The 18,716-nt window shown below is 43.8% G+C and carries 12 protein-coding genes; 9 read left to right on the top strand and 3 right to left on the bottom strand.

From position 1 onward, the window contains the following. The first annotated feature begins 68 nt into the window (after positions 1–68). A complete protein-coding gene (locus AC59IL_RS02955) occupies positions 69–2,678 on the top strand; it encodes an MGH1-like glycoside hydrolase domain-containing protein (RefSeq protein WP_496550583.1) in 2,610 nt (869 codons plus the stop codon). Between the two features lie 139 nt (positions 2,679–2,817). Here the strand turns inward: AC59IL_RS02955 and AC59IL_RS02950 are convergent, their stop codons facing one another. Beyond that, the gene (locus tag AC59IL_RS02950; RefSeq protein WP_496550582.1) at positions 2,818–4,149 is read right to left on the bottom strand and encodes an amidohydrolase family protein; all 1,332 of its coding nucleotides are present in this window, start codon (positions 4,147–4,149) and stop codon (positions 2,818–2,820) included. A gap of 178 nt (positions 4,150–4,327) precedes the next feature. Here AC59IL_RS02950 and AC59IL_RS02945 point away from each other — a divergent pair, with 178 nt between their 5' ends. From AC59IL_RS02945 to AC59IL_RS02920, 6 genes are all read left to right on the top strand, one after another. Continuing rightward, the gene (locus AC59IL_RS02945) at positions 4,328–4,903 is read left to right on the top strand and encodes an RNA polymerase sigma factor (RefSeq protein WP_496550581.1); all 576 of its coding nucleotides are present in this window, start codon (positions 4,328–4,330) and stop codon (positions 4,901–4,903) included. A gap of 76 nt (positions 4,904–4,979) precedes the next feature. Further along, on the top strand, positions 4,980–6,254 hold the full coding sequence (locus AC59IL_RS02940; RefSeq protein WP_496550580.1) for a FecR family protein: 1,275 nt from the start codon (positions 4,980–4,982) through the stop codon (positions 6,252–6,254). 327 nt (positions 6,255–6,581) lie between these two features. Beyond that, positions 6,582–10,097 (top strand): SusC/RagA family TonB-linked outer membrane protein, encoded by a 3,516-nt coding sequence (locus tag AC59IL_RS02935; RefSeq protein WP_496550579.1) that lies wholly within the window; start codon positions 6,582–6,584, stop codon positions 10,095–10,097. 11 nt (positions 10,098–10,108) lie between these two features. Next, positions 10,109–11,479, top strand: a complete 1,371-nt coding sequence (locus AC59IL_RS02930; protein ID WP_496550578.1) for a RagB/SusD family nutrient uptake outer membrane protein — start codon at positions 10,109–10,111, stop codon at positions 11,477–11,479. A gap of 163 nt (positions 11,480–11,642) precedes the next feature. After that, positions 11,643–13,100, top strand: coding sequence for a redoxin domain-containing protein (locus tag AC59IL_RS02925; protein WP_496550577.1), 1,458 nt, complete (start codon positions 11,643–11,645; stop codon positions 13,098–13,100). A 168-nt stretch (positions 13,101–13,268) separates the two neighbouring features. Next, a complete protein-coding gene (locus AC59IL_RS02920) occupies positions 13,269–14,411 on the top strand; it encodes an acyltransferase family protein (RefSeq protein WP_496550576.1) in 1,143 nt (380 codons plus the stop codon). A 142-nt stretch (positions 14,412–14,553) separates the two neighbouring features. On the opposite strand, the gene AC59IL_RS02915 is transcribed toward AC59IL_RS02920, so the two are convergent. Both AC59IL_RS02915 and AC59IL_RS02910 read right to left on the bottom strand, forming a co-directional pair. Further along, positions 14,554–15,141 carry an aldo/keto reductase gene (locus AC59IL_RS02915; RefSeq protein WP_496550928.1) on the bottom strand — a complete coding sequence of 196 codons (588 nt, stop codon included), beginning with the start codon at positions 15,139–15,141 and terminating at the stop codon, positions 14,554–14,556. Positions 15,142–15,192: 51 nt separating this feature from the next. Further along, positions 15,193–15,408 carry a hypothetical protein gene (locus AC59IL_RS02910; protein ID WP_496550575.1) on the bottom strand — a complete coding sequence of 72 codons (216 nt, stop codon included), beginning with the start codon at positions 15,406–15,408 and terminating at the stop codon, positions 15,193–15,195. A 14-nt stretch (positions 15,409–15,422) separates the two neighbouring features. On the opposite strand from AC59IL_RS02910, the gene AC59IL_RS02905 reads away from it, so the two are divergent. Together AC59IL_RS02905 and AC59IL_RS02900 are read left to right on the top strand one after the other, a co-directional pair. Beyond that, complete coding sequence (locus tag AC59IL_RS02905; protein WP_496550574.1) at positions 15,423–15,740, top strand: hypothetical protein; 318 nt, start codon at positions 15,423–15,425, stop codon at positions 15,738–15,740. Positions 15,741–16,043: 303 nt separating this feature from the next. After that, on the top strand, positions 16,044–18,425 hold the full coding sequence (locus tag AC59IL_RS02900) for an ABC transporter permease (protein WP_496550573.1): 2,382 nt from the start codon (positions 16,044–16,046) through the stop codon (positions 18,423–18,425). The last annotated feature ends 291 nt before the right edge of the window (positions 18,426–18,716 follow it).

The following is an 18,716-nucleotide window of genomic DNA, read 5'->3' as shown; positions in this document are numbered from 1 at the left end:
GTTACATTTATGAAGAATTTGTATTTACTTTTTTATTTCTGATTTTTAATTCAACATTTTTCATTTACATGAATGCAGAACAGGAACGTTTACAATATCCGGAATGGAAAAGATGGGGCTCCTATGTGAGTGACCGGCAATGGGGCACGGTACGCGAAGATTACAGCGCTAATGGCGATGCCTGGAATTATACCACCCACGATATGGCGCGCAGCAAAGCCTGGCGCTGGGGCGAAGAAGGGATTGCCGGTATCAGCGATGATAAACAACAGCTGTGCTTTGCGCTGGCTTTGTGGAATAAACGCGATGCCTGTGTAAAAGAGCGTTTCTTTGGCCTCAACAATCAGCAGGGCAACCATGGCGAAGATGTGAAGGAGTTGTATTATTATCTCGATGCAACGCCTACCCATTCGTATATGAAAATGCTGTACAAATACCCGCAGCAGGAATTTCCGTACGAATGGCTGATACAGGAAAATGCCCGCCGTAACAAACAGCAGCCTGAGTTTGAACTGATAGATACCGGCATTTTCAACGACGATAAATATTTTGATGTTTTTGTTGAATACGCAAAGGCCACGCCCGATGATGTTCTTATAAAAATTACCATTCATAACCGCGCAAATGAAGATGCCAGTTTGCATGTGCTGCCCACCGTATGGTTTCGAAATACCTGGAGCTGGGGCCGCCACGATTACAAACCCATCTTAAATAAGCTGGCAGATGATACCATCGGTATCACGTATGATAAGATGGCTGTAACCCATTTGTACTTTGAAGGAGAGGGTAATATGCTGTTTTGCGACAACGAAACCAATACCCGCCGGTTATTCAATTTCGATAACAACCAGCCTTACCCAAAAGACGGCATCGTTGATCATATCATTCATGGAAAAAAATCGGTTAATCCCGATATGAAGGGCACCAAAGCGGCCGTCAATTACCTCATTGATATTCCGGCTGGTGGTTCGCATACCATCCGTATGCGGTTATGTGATAAAAAAACAGGCAATGCGTTCGATGATTTTGATGCCATGTTTGCGCAACGGATCACTGAGGCCGATGTATTTTATGAAGATTTGCAACAGGTGATCAGCGATGAAGATGAAAAACGTATTCACCGCCAGGCCATATCGGGCATGTTGTGGAATAAACAATTCTATTCGTATAAAGTACAACAATGGCTCGATGGCGATCCTGCCATGCCGCCGCCACCCGATCAACGGCTAAAAGGCCGTAATGCCGACTGGAAACAACTGAACAATGAACACATAATTTCAGTGCCCGATAAATGGGAGTTTCCCTGGTATGCTGCCTGGGACCTCGGCTTTCATTGTGTTACCATCGGCATGGTAGATCCTGACTTTGCCAAACAGCAACTGCTACTATTAACCGAAGAATGGTATATGCATCCATCGGGTATGTTGCCGGCCTATGAGTGGTCGCTGGGTGATGCCAATCCTCCCATACATGCCGGTGCGGTGTTCAGAATATTCAGGCTCGATGCCAAAGTAAAGGGCGTAAAGGATTATGCGTTCCTTGAATCGTTGTTTCATAAGCTGCTCATCAATTTTACCTGGTGGGTGAACCGAAAAGACGAAGAAGGCAATAATATTTTCGAAGGTGGCTTTCTGGGGTTGGATAATATCGGTGTATTTGACCGCAGCGCGCCGCTGCCGCAGGGTGTAGTGGCCGAGCAGGCCGATGCCACCAGCTGGATGGCGATGTATGCGTTGAACATGCTGCACATTTCGTTGGAGCTGGCAACTTACAATAAGGCCTATACGGGAATGGCCATCAAGTTTTTTGAACACTTTTTGTATATAGCCGGCGCCATGGCCAGTATGGGTAAAAATAATACCGGCTTATGGGATGAGGAAGATGAGTTCTTTTACGACCAGATAAAAGTGAATGAAAACAAGATCGTGAAGCTGAAGGTAAAAAGTATGGTAGGACTGATACCGTTGTTTGCAGTAGAAGTTATCACCAGGGAAACACTCGATAACAATCCTGTTTTTGCCGAGCGTATGAGTTGGTTCCTTCGCCACCGGCCCGACCTGGCCATGCTCGTATCGCGCTGGTATGAAGAAGGAACAGGTGATACGCACCTGCTCGGCTTGCTGGGCGGCCATCGCATGAAGCGGCTGTTAGGCCATATGCTCGACGAAACTGAGTTTTTAAGTGATTATGGCATCCGGTCGTTATCAAAACGATATGAGAAGCAACCTTATACCGTTCATACAAACGGCACCACCTGGTCGGTGCCTTATGTGCCCGGCGACAGTGATAGTGGTATGTACGGCGGCAACAGCAACTGGCGTGGTCCTGTGTGGATGCCTATGAACTTCTTATTAATAGAAAGTCTGCGCAAATATCATTTTTATTACAGCGACGATTTTAAAGTAGAATATCCTACTGCTTCAGGTCATTACCTCACGCTCAGGCAGATTGGCAACGAAATTGCCTGCCGGTTGCTGCGCATCTTTAAAAGAGACGAACAGGGTAAACGGGCCGTATTTGGTGATAATGATAAACTACAACACGATCCTCATTTCAAAGATTACATATTGTTTCATGAATATTTTCATGGCGACAACGGCAAAGGTCTCGGCGCTTCGCACCAGACCGGCTGGACGGGGCTGATCGCTAATTTAATTATTATGAAGAATAGCGAGTAGGTATAATAATGTCTCGCAAAGGCGCCAAGGCGCAAAAATGATCGCTTCGCGATCTTTAAGAACGCTAAGAAAAGGCTTTGCGCCTTAGCGCCTTTGCGAGAAACATCGTCTATTGGCCCTGAGCGAAGCGAAGGGTTGCCTATTGCTTATTGAGCGGCCCATCACTCACCTTAATCCCGTTGCGCCACACGGCGCTGATGGTTCTTGTATTTAGAATATTGTCGGCCGGGTTTTTATCGAGCACAATAAAATCGGCTTTCTTTTCCGGTTCAAGGGTGCCGGTTTCACCGCTTATGCGCAAAAGTTTTGCTCCGTTTTGGGTGGCTATGGTGATGGCTTCAAGCGGCGTGAGCCCTGCTTTTACAAGCAATTCCATTTCCATATGTTCCGAAAAGCCCTGCACGCGAACAGGATTGGCGCCCGAATCGGTGCCCAGCGCAATCAATATACCTGCTTTATATAATTTATACAGGTTGGTTAAAGCGGTTTGCAAAGCAACCGCTTCCTGCCGGGCTACCGGGTTTTTGCTCAGTTTTTCTTTATAAGCCGGATTGGTGATCATATTCAATACACCCGGTTCCAGAGCAGCCTGAAAAAACGGATCGTTTATCCATGGCGCATCCTGCTGGTAAATGAAGGCAAATTCATCGAGCGAAAGCGTAGGAATATAAACGATGCGCTTTTTTTTGATAGTGGCTATCAGTGCATCATCCAGCATCGAGTCGCGGATGCTGTGCGCGAAAATATCAACCCCGGCGTTTACCAGCTTACGGGCATCGGCAATGTGATAAACATGCGATGCCACGCGAATACCCTGTTTATGCGCTTCACTGATAATGGCCGTGTATACTTCTTCTTTCATCGTGGGAAACTGCCCCCAGAAATCATCTACCCACATTTTGATAACGTCTGGTTTCATAGGTGCCAGCTCACGAACAAAATTCACTGCTTCTTCGGCTGTTTCAGGACGATATATCTTTGGCATGCCCGGCGGCAATCCGTTTTTCACACCAAACCCATAAAGGGCCGAATACATGGTAGCGCCGGGTATCAGCCCCTGGCGCGACGAATCACGCAGCTCAATGCCGATGGGTTGTTCAGTGCCCATTGATAAAATGGCTGCCACACCGTATTGCTCATAACGTAGCAACTGGTTCCGTACATTGGCTGCTGTATAATTGGCTGGCGATGAAATTGTGTCTTTCAGATTGCCCAGATGTCCGTGGGTATTGATGATGGTGGGCATGATGTATTTACCCGTCATGTCGATCCGGATCGCATCGGCGGCCTTGTAATTGTTGAGCTGGTAACCAATATAAGTGATTTTATCACCTGTAATCACCACATATTGATTGGCCTTTACCGGATGCCCGGTGCCATCAATAACGTTTACATGTTGCAGAATGGTCATTTGTGATACACCGCTTTGCGCGGCGAAGGCAAACAGCGAAAAAAAGAAAAAATATTTCATGGATGGTTTTTAATACCTTAAAGATAGGATACCATTTAGTAAATAGGCGGAAAGCTTAAATTTGCAACGCACGTATCAAAAACCATCCTGCGCCTGATCCTTCGAATGAATGTTGTTTCGGCTTAGCCGGAACCTGCTACTGATTAATTTTTTTTGTAAACCGAACTGCTGTATTGTCATGGATATAGAGTTGTGCCGGCGGATTGCAGACGGTGATGAAGCAGCATTTGCCAGCCTCTTCAACCGGTATTATCCGCTACTGCGCCCTTTTATTTATAAGCTCACCCGTTCTGCAGACAAAACTGAAGAGATGCTGCAGGAAACCTTCATGCGCATATGGCTCAGCAGGGACCAGCTTCCCGGAATAAGTAATGTGCATGGCTGGATATTCACCATCGCCTCGCGCCAGTGCCTGCAGGCAATCAGAAAAGACCTGAACGATCGCAGAAGAATAGCCGGGCTGCAACAACATGAAGCGGCACAGGTGGGCCATACTCCTCTCGATAGTACGCAACTGGCCGAAATGACCCGGCTGGTGGCCCAGGCAATCAGCAATATGCCGCCACAGCGACAGCGAATTTACCGTATGAGCCGCGAGCAGGGGTTAAAACCGGCGCAGATTGCCGACGAACTTTCGTTATCGGTGGCTACGGTAAAAAATGTACTGGTTACCGCATTGAAGGAAATACGCAGCCACCTCGCTGCTTCGGGCCATGTAATTAGCCTGCTATACCTCCTTTTACTGTTTTTTTGACATTTTTTAATATTTCAATAGTACGTTCTTCCCGCAGCTGCATCTATAGCCATGGGGAGCTGGTAAAAACACTTACATGCAAACAGAATCCATTAAATATTTAATTGAACAATATATAAAAGGTGAGCTTACATCGGCCCAGCAGGATCAGCTGTTGCAGCTTACCGGTGCACGGCACGAAAATGAATTAACGGAAGTGCTTACCGCCATGCTCGAAGCCGAATCGGCCCATGCAGTACCCGTTGACGCCGACAAATTGCGCACCTCCCTGCAGCAGGTGGTGGCGGTTGATAAAATAGCTCCGGTGGTTTCGCATCGGTTACATGGACCCATTTACCGTCGCCTGGCCTGGATAGCGGCAGCGGTATTTTTAACAGTTGCAGGATGCGTGGCTTTTTATCTGATCAGTAAAAATGATAAGAATACAAAAACAGTAACATCCGTACCCTATAAAAACGATGTGCAGCCGGGTGGTAACAAAGCCATTCTTACACTGGCCGGCGGACAGCAGATCGTACTCGACAGTGCCGCAAATGGCATGCTGGTGAATGAGGGCAGTGTCAGGATTTTGCAGGAGCAGGGGAGTGTGAGGTATGAACGTGATCAGAAGTCTGAAGTCGGAAGTAAGAGGTCAGAAGATATTGCTTATAATGTTTTATCAACTCCCAAAGGCGGGCAGTACAAACTAACGCTTCCTGATGGAAGTAAAGTGTGGTTAAATGCGGCTTCTTCTATTCGTTACCCAACTGCATTTACTGGTAATGAAAGAAAGGTTGAGATAACAGGCGAAGCTTATTTTGAAGTGAATAAGGTGTTTGATGAGAGAGGGCATAAAAAAACTTTTGTTGTTGACATCTCCTCACCCACCGGGGGAGGCCGTCGGGGCTCCGTTGAAGTATTAGGCACTCATTTTAATATCAACTCATACGATGATGAAAAAGCTATAAAAACAACCCTACTAGAAGGAAAGGTGAAAGTGATGAATAGTCAATCGTCAATGGGCAATGAGCAATCGGTAATATTAAAACCAGGTCAGCAGGTTGCCATCTCCCCCTCCACCGGAGGGGGCCGGGGGGAGGCCCCTATCGAAGTAAAAGATGTAGATACAGACGAAACAGTAGCGTGGACGAATGGTATGTTTATATTCCGCGATCAGGATATACAAACGATCATGCGCCAGGTCAGCCGCTGGTACGATGTGCAGATCAACTATGAAAAAAGTATGGTGAATGAAAAGTTCAACGCCACCATTCCCCGCAGTGTGCCGGTATCGAAAGTATTGCACCTGCTTGAATTGACCGAGCAGGTACATTTCAAAATAGAAGGTAAAAAGATTATTGTATTGCCATGAAACTATGAAGAATCAAGGCACAAGGTACAAGGCACAAGAACCAGCAAACAGGAAACGAAGTACAAGTTATAGGGACCTTGTAAATCACAGGAAGAAAAACTTAGTAATGAAAAACCGAATCTGAAGCCTTGTGCCTTGTACCCTGGAACTTGTGCCTTAATTCCTGTGCCTTGAATTAAAAAGCCAGAGATGGTGCGAACATCCCTGGCTTTGTTCCGGTGTTATCCGGAACCGTTTGAGTTTTTAATAATAAATAGTCAGCGACGACTACCATTTTCCCGATTGTGATCGGGAATGGTTATCTATTCACCCAAACTAACCAAAAGTATGCAAAAAACTGCTTTCACCCGCTGTACCTTCAGCGAAGGCGGGTTTGTTCGCCGGAACGTTGAATCAGACGGCGGACTGCTTTTCAACCGTTCGGCCTGTGTGAGGCAACGGTTCATGACCAGAACAATTTTTACGATGCGGTTGATTGGTACATCAGTAAGTCAATCTCATCGGCAAACGGGGAAAAAAATATTGCGCGTGATGAAACTGATGATGATATTCTTAACCATTGGCTGTTTACAGCTAAGTGCCCGGGGGCTTTCGCAAAGCATAACCCTGCGGGTAAAAAATGCGCCACTGGTGCAGATATTCAAAGCCATTGAAAAACAAACCGGCTTTGTTTTCATTTACGGAAAATCAATGCTCGATAAAACCAGTCCCGTTGATCTGCAGGTCAGCAACGCTCCACTCGCCGATGTGCTGGCTATGTGCTTTCGCAACCAGGCAATCACCTTTACCATTGAAGACAATAAGTACATTATTATAAAACCAAAGCCTTCGCCGCAGGTGCCTGTGATCAGTCGTGCGGCTATTGAAAACCGGCAGGGAACGCCTGTAAAGGGCGGTGTTTTTGATGAAGATGGAAGTCCGCTGGCCGGCGCCACGGTTATCAATAAAAATACCAGAGAAAGAACGGTAACCAATAACAAAGGTATTTTCTCATTGCCAATATCGGCAGGCGACGTATTGGTGGTTAGTTATGTAGGATACGAATCAAAGGAGCTGAACATAACACCCGATATTATTATCAGATACACAAATGACGCGCAGGGTTCATCAGCCGCTGTAAACATAATGTTGAATCGCAGCAAATCACAGCTCGATGAACTGGTTGTGATCGCTTACGGAACCACTACACTCAGAAAAAGCACCGGTTCGGTGAGTTCTATTACAGGCGAAGAAATACAAAAACAACCGGTGGCCAATCCGCTGGCTGCGCTTCCGGGGCGTATAGCCGGCGCCGTAGTTACCCAAAATAATGGTTTGCCCGGTAGTGGGGTTCAGGTGCAGATCAGGGGGCAGGGATCATTGGGGCAGGGAACCATTCCGTTATATATCATCGACGGTGTTCCGTTTACCAATTTTAACGGAGCGCAGCCACCTTCGGATAATATCAATGCATACGGCATATCCGGTGCCAGCGGCGGTATTAGTCCGTTTAGTATGATCAATCCGGCCGATATTGAACGCATCGATATCTTAAAAGATGCCGATGCTACATCCATTTATGGTTCGCGTGCCGCCAACGGCGTGGTGCTTATTACTACCAAAAAAGGTAAGGTTGGCAAAACCGAAGTACAGGCCGGTGTTTATCAGGGTATCGGCAAAGTACAACGCTTTATGCCCATGCTGAACCTGCAGCAATATCTTGCCATGCGCAAAGAAGCTTTTGCCAATAGTGGCGTTGCGCCCGATGCATCCAATGCACCCGATCTGAAAGTATGGGACACCACCAAAAGCACCGACTGGCAAAAATTATTAATGGGGGGTACCGCTCATACTACCGATGCACAGGTTACCGTATCGGGTGGGGCAGGGCAAACCCGCTTTTTATTCAATACAGGATATCATCGCGAAAGCACCGTTTTTCCGGGCGATAATGACGATAAAAGATTGTCGGCCCGCCTGAATGCCGATCACACTTCTTTCAATGGCAAATTTAATATCAGTGTAACGGCTGCTTATTCAAACGATAAATCGAACCTTATTACTACCGATCTGGCAGGCCTGTATAATCTGCCACCTAATTTACCAATATATAATCCGGATGGTACTTTATACTGGCACACGTCCTTTACCAATCCCATGGCATATTTGCTTAAAACCTATAAAAGCACCGGCAATAACCTCATAGGCGATCTGTCGCTTCGTTACACCATATTGCCAAACCTGAATTTGAAAGCCACGGTGGGATATACCAAAACCGACCTTGATCAGAAAACGGCGAATCCGTCATCATCACAATATCCAGGGCGAAGCAGCAGCGCCAGCTTTTCGGATAATAAAGCCAGCAATTATATTATTGAACCAACTATCGATTACACGATAAAGTTAGGACAAGGTAGGCTGATGGCCCTTGCAGGCGCCAGCTGGCAGCACAATACTTCAGAAAACTATTATATAAATGCCAGCAATTATTCGAACGAGGCCTTGCTGGGCACATTGATAGGCGCCGGCAATTACCAGATAGCCTATAACAACATTGTTGAGTACAAGTATGTGGCAGCCTTTGGCCGTTTGAATTATAACTGGAAGGGTAAATACATTCTCAATGCGAATTTCAGAAGGGATGGCTCTTCACGGTTCGGGCCGGGTAACCGCTTTGGTAATTTTGGTTCGGCCGGTGCAGCATGGGTTTTTACCGAAGAGCCGTTTGTCAGGAACAATCTTTCTTTTCTGAGCTTCGGAAAGCTGAGGGCAAGTGTAGGTGCTACCGGCAATGACCAGATACCTAACTATCTGCAGCTGGGGTTGTACAATGCTTCAACACCCATGCTTTCGCAGGCTACGTTGAATCCGCAGCTTGTTATAAAAAATACCAATATAAAATGGGAAACAAATACCAAATACGAAACAGGGCTCGATGTGGGCTTAATGCGCGACAGAATATTGTTTACCGCCAATTATTATTACAGCAGATCGGGTAACCAGATCGTTTATGTGGCCGTACCATCCCAGGCAGGCGTAAGCAGTAAGTATGATAATGTGCCGGCCACTATTGTAAATAAAGGAGTGGAGCTGGAATTAAAATCGACCAATATTAAAACAAAGCTCATTGAATGGAGCACATCTTTTAATATAACTTTTTATACCAATAAGGTTGCTAAATACCCCGGGTTGGAAAACTCATTTTATTCCAGCTCGTATGTGATCGGTTACCCGGCGAATGTAACGCAGCTGTATCATTATCTGGGGGTCGATCCTTCAACCGGTGCAGCGAAATATGAAGATAAAAGCGGCGACGGCTCTATTACATATACGGGTGACCGGTATGCTATGTACACCGGCAATCCCTATTACGGCGGTCTGGTAAATACCGTTACGATCGGCAATTTTCAGCTCGATGCAGCGCTGCAGTTTCATCATCGCAGGGGAAAAACCGATCTGTTCCCATCTACCAATCCTGTGGGTAATATGATCAATCAAACTACGGCCGTTTTGAATCACTGGCAAAAATCAGGCGACAACGCCCTGTTCCCTGCCTATAAAATAAATGGCCAGGATTATAATTTTACCAGCTCCGATGTAGTGTGGGGCAATACGTCGTTTGTGAAACTACGTTCGGCCGGCCTGTCGTATGTTTTGCCGCAAAGCATTCTTAAACGCATTAAAATGACCAGTTGTGTGCTGTCGTTCAGGGGGCAGAATTTATACACGTTTACCAAACCCAAATACCTGTACGATACAGAAACAAGCGTATCGGGCGGACCCGGTGGGCCTGGTACCGGCACCATTGCTCCTGCAATGCCGCCTTTACGGACACTTACATTAGGTATTAATTGTTCATTTTAAGAATTGAAAGTATGCGTAACCATAAATTTTTACAACCGTTTTTGAGCTCAATTTTTTTACCGGCTGTACTACTTTTGTCGTCGTGTAAAAAGTTTGTTGAATTGGGGGCGCCGCCCACCCAGGTAGAAGATGTGAAGGTGTTTAACAATGATATAACCGCAACCAGCGCGGTACTGGGTTTGTACAGCGGCAGCGCTATGTCGAACCTGTTGGTGCCCTATACTATGTTTCCGGGTATGTCGGCCGATGATATTCAGTACAATACCTCCGTGGCTGATTTTGACGGGTTTGAATCCAATACGGTTTCAATAAGCAATAACCTCAATCAAAATTATTTGTGGTATTACAGTTATCAATACCTGCGCAACATAAATTTTGCTATTGCAGGCATATACGCCTCCGAAACTCTTAGTCCGGCGGTTAAAAGCCAGTTGTTGGGCGAAGCAAAATTTTTGCGGGCATTTACCTTTTTTGAGCTGGTGAACTTTTATGGCGCTGTGCCTATGCCGTTAACTAATAATGATCTTGAAAATGCTTACCTATCGCGCACATCTGCACAGCAGGTATGGGCGCAGATCGTTACTGACCTGAAAGATGCGCAGTCGTTGTTGCCCGAAGCATATGCCGGCACCTTCCGCGCACGCATCAATAAATGGGCGGCTACCGCTTTACTGGCCAGGGTATATTTGTATAATAAGGATAATGCGAATGCCGAAGCCGAAGCTACCAAAGTGATTGGTTCCGGCGTATATGGTTTGGTGACCGATTTGAACGGCGTATTTGTAAATACCAGCAATGAAATCATCTGGCAAATACCCAATACTACCGGCGTAACCTCATACGGAACAGCTTATCTGGCGGTAAGCGGAGTTATACCTTCGTATTCGATGTATGATACTTTATACAAATCATTCGAAACCGGCGATCTTCGTAAAACCAACTGGACGGGCGTAACAACCATAAGCTCGGTTAATTATTACTTTGTAAATAAGTACAAGGTACGAACCGGCACCGGCAACGAATACAGTGTAGCTTTGCGTTTTGCCGAATTGTACCTTGTAAGGGCTGAAGCACGGGCGCTTCAGGATAAATTAACCGAAGCAAAAGCCGATATTGATGTAATAAGAACAAGGGCAGGCTTAACCGCTTTATCTTCTTCATTAACCAAAGACCAGCTGTTGCTGGCCATTGAGCAGGAAAGAAAAATAGAGTTGTTTGGCGAATGGGGCCATCGCTGGCTCGATTTAAAAAGAACCGGAAGGGCCGCTGCCGTTATCGGCGGACAAAAACCCGGTACCTGGAAAAATACGGCCGTATTATATCCGATACCCGATGCACAACGATTACTGAATACCAATTTGTCTCAAAACGACGGCTATTGAGTTCGTTGAGCATTATTTTGTTTCGCGCAAAGTCGCAAAGCCGCAAAGTGCGGTTACAAGTTACAGGCTACAAGGTTCAGGGTAATCAACACATTAAGGCTCTGTAACATGAAACCTGTAACTTGTAACAATTCTTTACCATAACCCATTTCAATCATATCAAATGAATTATCGATTAATTGCTGTTCTGGCAACAACCTTATTCAATACAGCAATCAACGCGCAATCGGCCAAAGACACCACCGATCAATACTATTACCGGTTAGCTACTTCAGGAAAGGCGGCCGACAAAGAGTTGGTCACAGGCAAATTATATGACCTGTTAAAAAGTCCCCGCGAAAAAGACTGGATGCTGGTGCAGAACCTTTTCGCTGTATTAAAAAAGAAAGCTGCCAGCGATTCGGTAGTAGCTGCCAGCAAACAACGTTTCCCCGGCGGCATGACCTTGCGTCTCGAAGATGTGCAAACCGTATACAACGCAGCCACTGCTGCTGAAAAAGAAGCTGCGTATAAAATATGGTTGAAGAAATATCCGGTTAAAAAATTTGAAGACAGTAAAATACTGTACGACTATGCCGCCCATTCAGTAGCCAAAGCCTTTGCCGAAGAAAAAAATGTGAAGAAGGCATTGTTGTATGCCAACAAAGGGTTAACGCCCGCCTGGAACGGTGAAGCCTGGGCCGGTGTTGGCATGGCACTTGAAAAGAACGGATATGTAAAAGAGGCAACCGGGTTGTATAAAAAAGCCATGGAAAATTCCTATGCTTTTAAAACCACACGTGCCAAAGAAGAAGGGGCCCAGTTTGCGGCTATAGGATACCGAACCTACTGTAATTTGTACGCATCGGGTTTGTTTAAACAAAAGCAATACGACAGCGCCCTCGTGTATGTGCAAAAAGCTTTCAACGATCGTAGCGACCGTGTTCCGTTTATCAGTCAAACTTATGCTGAAATTTTGGTGGCATTGGGCCGCGATAAAGAAGCCTTTGAAAAAGCCGATGAAATAGTAAGAACAGGCTATGCCGAAAAAAGACTGAAGGAAATACATAAATCGCTTTACGAAAAACTGAACCCCGGCGCCAAACCATATGAAGCCTTTATGAAAGACGTGGAAGATGATGTTACGCAAAAAGTAATAGCCAATTTAAAGAGCACGATGATCAGCAAGCCTTGTCCGGTGTTTGTGTTGAAAGATGTGGATGGCAATACCGTGAGTATGGAAAGCCTGAAAGGAAAAGTAGTAGTGCTTGATTTCTGGGCTACCTGGTGCGGACCCTGTAAAAAATCTTTTCCGGCCATGCAAATGGCGGTGAATAAGTACAAAGACAATCCCAATGTAAAATTCCTGTTCATTCATACCTGGGAAAGAGGGGAGGGCGATGCTACCACAGCCGCCAAAAAATATATTGCTGATAACGGCTATACGTTTCAGGTATTAATGGATCTGAAAGATGCCCAAACTGGCAATAACAATGTGGTGGAAAGTTTTGGCATAACCGGAATCCCCACTAAATTCATTGTAGATAAGAACGGCAATATCCGCTTTCGTGTTACCGGTTTCTCCGGCTCCGACGAATCTGCCGTAAAGGAGCTGAGTGCCATGATTGAGCTGGTGATGTAGGGGTGTGGTATGAAAACAAAATCATATGTATAACGACAAAGGGCAACGTTTTTTGGTATCGGCGGATAAATTGAAATATATTTTCTATATTGATGCGGTCAGGAAATTTACAAGGGTAAAGCAACTGATACATACAAGGTGCGTATTGTATCAATAAACCAACTAAACATGCATCCTAATGAAAGAATCTGGTATTTAGACTGGCTACGTGTTTCGGCTTTTGGCGTATTAATATTGTTTCATTCATGGCAACCCTTTACTAATTTTCATTGGCTTTTAAACAGTGATAACAAAACAATAGTAGCCGATATATTTACTGTTTTCTTTCATACCTGGCGATTGCATTTGATTTTTTTCGTTTCCGGAGTTGGCACCTGGCTCGCATTAAGATCAAGAGGTAAGCATTTTTTCTATGACCGCTTCCTGAGGCTGATTGTTCCTTTTGTATTTGGAGCAATTGTAATTGTGCCTTGTCAATACTACTACCAAACGCTTCAGTCAGGAACAAACATTTCGTTTGTTGATTTCATGATCAACTATCCAAAATCTATAATAGACAAGGATTTAAAATTCGACCTCTTTTTATGGATCATTGAAATTGGTATTCACCTTTGGTATTTGCCCTACTTATTTATTATGACCTTAATAATGTTTCCATTATTAAAACGTATTAATACCAAAGGGCTTTCAGAAGCATTTATACAAAAACTCACTAAACGGCCGAAATTGATTTTGCTTTTTGCCTTACCCATCATCATTACATTAATTCTGCTAAAACCCATTTTCCCGGAGTATACGAGTGTTGCAGATTTTTTCACGTATGCATTCTTTTTCGTGTATGGATTTATTTTGGTTAAAGAACATGCGCGACTACTTCCTGTAGTAAAGAAGAATAATAACATACTATTGATATTAGGGATTTTAAGTTCCCTGCTGCTAATTGGCTGCCTGTTGGTTACACCGCTTAGAAAAGCTGCCTTTGATCCAAAATACAATTGGTATCATATCATGGTATCTGTTCCTATTGGTTTGTCTGCTTTCAGCTGGACGCTTTATTTCGTGTCTCTTTTTTCACGTAAATTAAATTTTGGTAACAAAGTATTACCTGAATTGAACAGAAGCGTATTGCCGGTGTATATTATTCACCAAAGTATTATAGTGGTTGCCGGTTTTTATATAATAAAATATGTTGATAATGGCTTCTTTGAATTTATATTGATTGTTCTAACGACTATAATAGGTTCAGGGCTGGCGTACTATTTCATTAAAAAGTTCAAAGCAACCCGGTTCTTATTTGGGTTGAGGAATTAAATAGTTGCCCAAACTGCCGTAACTTTGGGGTCAGAAAAGATTGACCCATAAATACAGATGCTGATGTGGCGCAAAATATTGAATATTATCAAAAAGATTTTCCTGCCAAAAAAGAGTTGTTGCAAGTGACGGCAATGGTACTTTAATCAATATAAAGCATTCCAATATCATTGTAGCGGTTGCCTGTTTTTGTACCCAGCGGAATAATGTTTTCGAGTTGGTTCAAATCATCCTGAGACAATTCCACTTCTGTTGCGGCAATATTTTCTTCCAAATATTTTATTCTTTTGGTTCCGGGAATCGGTACCGCTCCTTTTGCAATAGTCCAGGCCAGTGCCAGCTGCGTACCTGTAATGCCTTTTTTGGATGCCATATTTTCAATATGCTGTAAAAGCTCAATATTTTTATAAAACTGTTCTCCCTGATATTTGGGCAAAGTACGTCTGAAATCATCTTTTGGAAAGTCATCAGGCGATTTAAACCGACCTGATAAAAATCCCCGGCCCAATGGCGAATAAGCAACTAATCCAATACCTGATTCAAGCAAAGTTTTGTTAATGCCCGCTTCTTCCAGACTTCTTTCAAATAATGAGAACTCGGTTTGCACTGCTGTAATGGGGTGCACTGCGTGCGCTTTCCGGATAGTTTCAGACGACACTTCCGATAAGCCAATGTACCTTACCTTTCCTTCTTTTACGAGCTCTGCCATTGCAGCAACCGTTTCCTCAATAGGAGTATTTGTGCCTGAAAATCAACGCATTACTATTAAAGCATGTCTTTTTCAATTAAACGGAAAGTCAATTTCGTTTAGCGCAAACGACTTTGCGTTAAACGAAAAGTCAAATCCGTTTAACGCAAACGACTTTGCGTTAAATGAAAAGTCAAATCCGTTTAACGCAAACGACTTTGCATTAAACGAAAAGTCAACTTTTGATGTATACCGTGAAGGAATTTTCCAGGGATTAGGAGTGGGTATGTAAAACTTCAGGAATTTCATTATAGCAAAGTTGAATGCGAAAATATCAATTACCGTGTTATTTTTATGCTCCAACGCATTACTATTGCAACGGGTTAATGAACTGGGTAACCTACGAAGAGCTGCAACTGTTGTGGCTGGATAAAAATAACCTGCTGGTACCTGACGGATCGGATGAACAATACCTTGCTGAATTTTTGCAGTTTGTTGAACTGGCATTGCAACATGACTCAGGACTGCTTTCGGTAACCAACGTAAACAGGCAGGTGTTTAATATGATCCCTGAGCCAGCCCTTCAAATTAATATTGACCCTAAGACAAAGGGATGGGAAAGCATTATAAGATATGAGTAGTTTTGATGTGCTATGGGCTGGATCCCCTGTATCAAAATTTCCGTTAAACAAGACAAGATTGTTATCATGTAGCCGGTGCGCCCGGCGAAAAAGGTGTCATCCGGAAAATAAAGATTTGCCCCGGATTCGTACAATAAACTGTTCGCTTCCGTACACTTTTAAGAAACGGATGTTTCTAAAACCCTTTCCCATAGCGGCTTTTAGTAATTGGCACAACCGTTGAGCTTACATTTGCCTGAGAAATAAGTGTGCCCCGTCTGGCCTAAATCAACATCATTTAATCATAAAAATTCCGGTTCTAAAATGATTAAAAATTATCTCAAGACCGCATGGCGTAATCTTAGTAAAAACAGAATGCATTCGCTCATCAATATTGCGGGCCTCTCTGTTGGTATGTCGGTTGCTTTGCTGATTGGCTTATGGATATGGGATGAACTTTCGTTCGATAAATATCATCAGAACTACGATCGCATTGCACAGGTAATGGAAAATGATGTGCATAATAATACAATACATACCGGCGCCGCTATCCCATTACCGCTTGATGCAGCATTACGAAAAAATTATGGAGAGCATTTTAAGCATATCGTAATGGCATCATGGACAGAGTCGCATGTGCTGAGTGCGGGAGATAAAAATATTTTATACACCGGAAATTTTATGGGTGATGAAGCTCCCGAAATGTTTACGCTCAACATGCGTAGCGGAACACGTAAAGGATTGGAAAATGCTTCTTCCATGATGATCTCTGCATCGGTTGCAAAAGCATTGTTTGGTGATGCCGATCCTATGAATAAGCTAATAAAGCTGGATAATAAGGCAATATTTAATGTATCAGGGGTATATGAAGATCTTCCTGCGAATACAACATTGCATGATGTTGCCTTTATTGCATCATGGAATTTTTTTGTAAATGCCAAAGACTGGATAGGAAGAGACCCGAGTGACTGGAATGATAATTCACTCTTCATGTATGTTCAGATATCAGATAATGCTAATATGGCGAGGGTTTCAGAAAGGATAAAAAATATAAAACGGGATAACTACCCTGCATCGTCAAAACTAAAACCTGAAATGTTTTTACAGCCCATGAGCCAATGGCATTTATATGCAGCATTTAAGAATGGTATTAATAACGGAGGTGCCATTGAATATGTGTGGCTGCTCGGAATTATTGGAATATTTGTGCTGCTGCTTGCATGCATCAATTTTATGAACCTGAGTACAGCACGTAGCGAAAAAAGAGCGAAAGAAGTAGGGATACGCAAGTCGATTGGTTCACGACGTTTACAATTGATAAGCCAGTTTTTTTGCGAGTCAATATTAATGGCGATAGGTGCTTTTGTACTTTCTCTTTTTATGGTGAGGCTTGCACTTCCATTCTTTAACAATCTTGCCGATAAAGATGTCATCATGCCGTGGAGCAATCCACTCTTCTGGGTGTTAAGTGTTGGTTTTACATTGCTTACAGGATTCATTGCCGGCAGTTATCCGGCACTATATTTATCGTCTTTTAAACCTGTAAAAGTTTTGAAGGGAACTTTCAAAGCGGGCAGGCTGGCAACAATTCCACGCAAGTCATTGGTGGTAGTACAATTTACCGTGTCGGTTGTCCTGATCATTTGTACTGTTGTTGTTTTTAAACAAATTCAATTTGCAAAAGATCGTCCTGTTGGTTACAGCCGTGATGGCCTGATTGATATAACAGTAACAACGAGTGATCTGCCGGATCATTTTGAAACATTAAAAACAGATCTTCTCCAAAGCGGTGCCGTCACTGCAATAGCAGGAGCATCAAGTCCAACTTACGACATCAATAACAATCGCAACGATCTTGAATGGAAAGAAAAAGATCCCTCTCAAAATTATGATTTTGGCAGCATAAGGGTTACGTCTGAATATGGTAAAACAATAGGATGGCAGTTTAAAGCAGGAAGAGATTTTGATGCCCGGTTATTTACAGATTCTTCAGCAGTAATTCTGAATGAAGCTGCTGTAAAATATATGGGCCTTAAAGAACCCCTTGGCGAAATAATACAATTCAGGCGCAAAGAAAACATCGTGATAGGAGTGGTGAAAGATATGGTGATGGGCTCGCCATACAAGGCCGTTAAGCCAACGGTCTTTTTTATTGGTCGCAAAGGTTTTGATGATTTAATTATCAGAACAAATCCGCAGATGAGCACACATGATGCGCTTAAAAAAATTGAAAAGATTTGTAAAGTATATTCACCGGCTGTTCCCTTTTCTTACAAATTTGTTGATGAAGCCTATGCGAAAAAATTCAGCAATGAAGAACGCATTGGCAACCTTGCTACTGTGTTTGCAGTGCTTGCCATTTTTATTTCATGTCTTGGACTGTTTGGCATGGCGTCTTTTGTGGCAGAGCAAAGGGTAAAAGAAATTGGTGTGCGAAAAGTGTTAGGTGCTACCGTTTTCAATTTATGGCAATTGTTATCCAAAGATTTTGTAATGCTCGTTTTTATTGCGTTTATAATTGCAACACCTGTCGCTTATTATGCTATGGATAATTGGTTGCGGAATTATAGTTATCATACAGGGTTATCATGGTGGATTTTTGCAACTACAGGCATCGGCGCCTTACTTATTACTTTAATTACGGTGAGTTTTCAGGCTATAAAAGCAGCGTTGGCCAACCCGGTAAGGAGTTTGAGAACGGATTAGGCTGGGCAAAATCCGGGTGCAGTCCGTTCCGAATAGGTAATATATTCGCCAACACTCCGGTGCTACAGTGAGTATACTGTAGGTCTATCGCACGCACTCCTGTCGAACTACCATCGCACTCCTGTTGGACTTTTCCCTTATTCCTGGCCTTCCGGCCGGCCAGTGAGCCCGCATGATCCCAATTCGTTTACGGCGTAATACTTATCCTGTTGAGTTGAGTAAAGTTATATTCATCTTCGTTCGCTTTCTCTGCTGCCGGCGAAGAAATTCCGCATGTGCCAATTCGAAAAA

It is taken from the genome of Niastella sp. sgz303648 (assembly GCF_059587045.1).
The sequence above is the reverse complement of the archived record's forward strand: the minus strand, read 5'-3'. Positions and strand labels throughout refer to the sequence as shown.

Bases quoted from the DNA above. Each gene is read 5' to 3' on its own strand.
- AC59IL_RS02955 (WP_496550583.1), top strand. From the start codon at position 69: ATGAATGCAGAACAGGAACGTTTACAATATCCGGAATGGAAAAGATGG.
- AC59IL_RS02950 (WP_496550582.1), bottom strand. From the start codon at position 4,149: ATGAAATATTTTTTCTTTTTTTCGCTGTTTGCCTTCGCCGCGCAAAGC.
- AC59IL_RS02940 (WP_496550580.1), top strand. From the start codon at position 4,980: ATGCAAACAGAATCCATTAAATATTTAATTGAACAATATATAAAAGGT.
- AC59IL_RS02900 (WP_496550573.1), top strand. From the start codon at position 16,044: ATGATTAAAAATTATCTCAAGACCGCATGGCGTAATCTTAGTAAAAAC.
- AC59IL_RS02925 (WP_496550577.1), top strand. From the start codon at position 11,643: ATGAATTATCGATTAATTGCTGTTCTGGCAACAACCTTATTCAATACA.
- AC59IL_RS02945 (WP_496550581.1), top strand. From the start codon at position 4,328: ATGGATATAGAGTTGTGCCGGCGGATTGCAGACGGTGATGAAGCAGCA.
- AC59IL_RS02930 (WP_496550578.1), top strand. From the start codon at position 10,109: ATGCGTAACCATAAATTTTTACAACCGTTTTTGAGCTCAATTTTTTTA.
- AC59IL_RS02920 (WP_496550576.1), top strand. From the start codon at position 13,269: ATGCATCCTAATGAAAGAATCTGGTATTTAGACTGGCTACGTGTTTCG.
- AC59IL_RS02905 (WP_496550574.1), top strand. From the start codon at position 15,423: ATGCGAAAATATCAATTACCGTGTTATTTTTATGCTCCAACGCATTAC.
- AC59IL_RS02935 (WP_496550579.1), top strand. From the start codon at position 6,582: ATGCAAAAAACTGCTTTCACCCGCTGTACCTTCAGCGAAGGCGGGTTT.
- AC59IL_RS02910 (WP_496550575.1), bottom strand. From the start codon at position 15,408: ATGAAATTCCTGAAGTTTTACATACCCACTCCTAATCCCTGGAAAATT.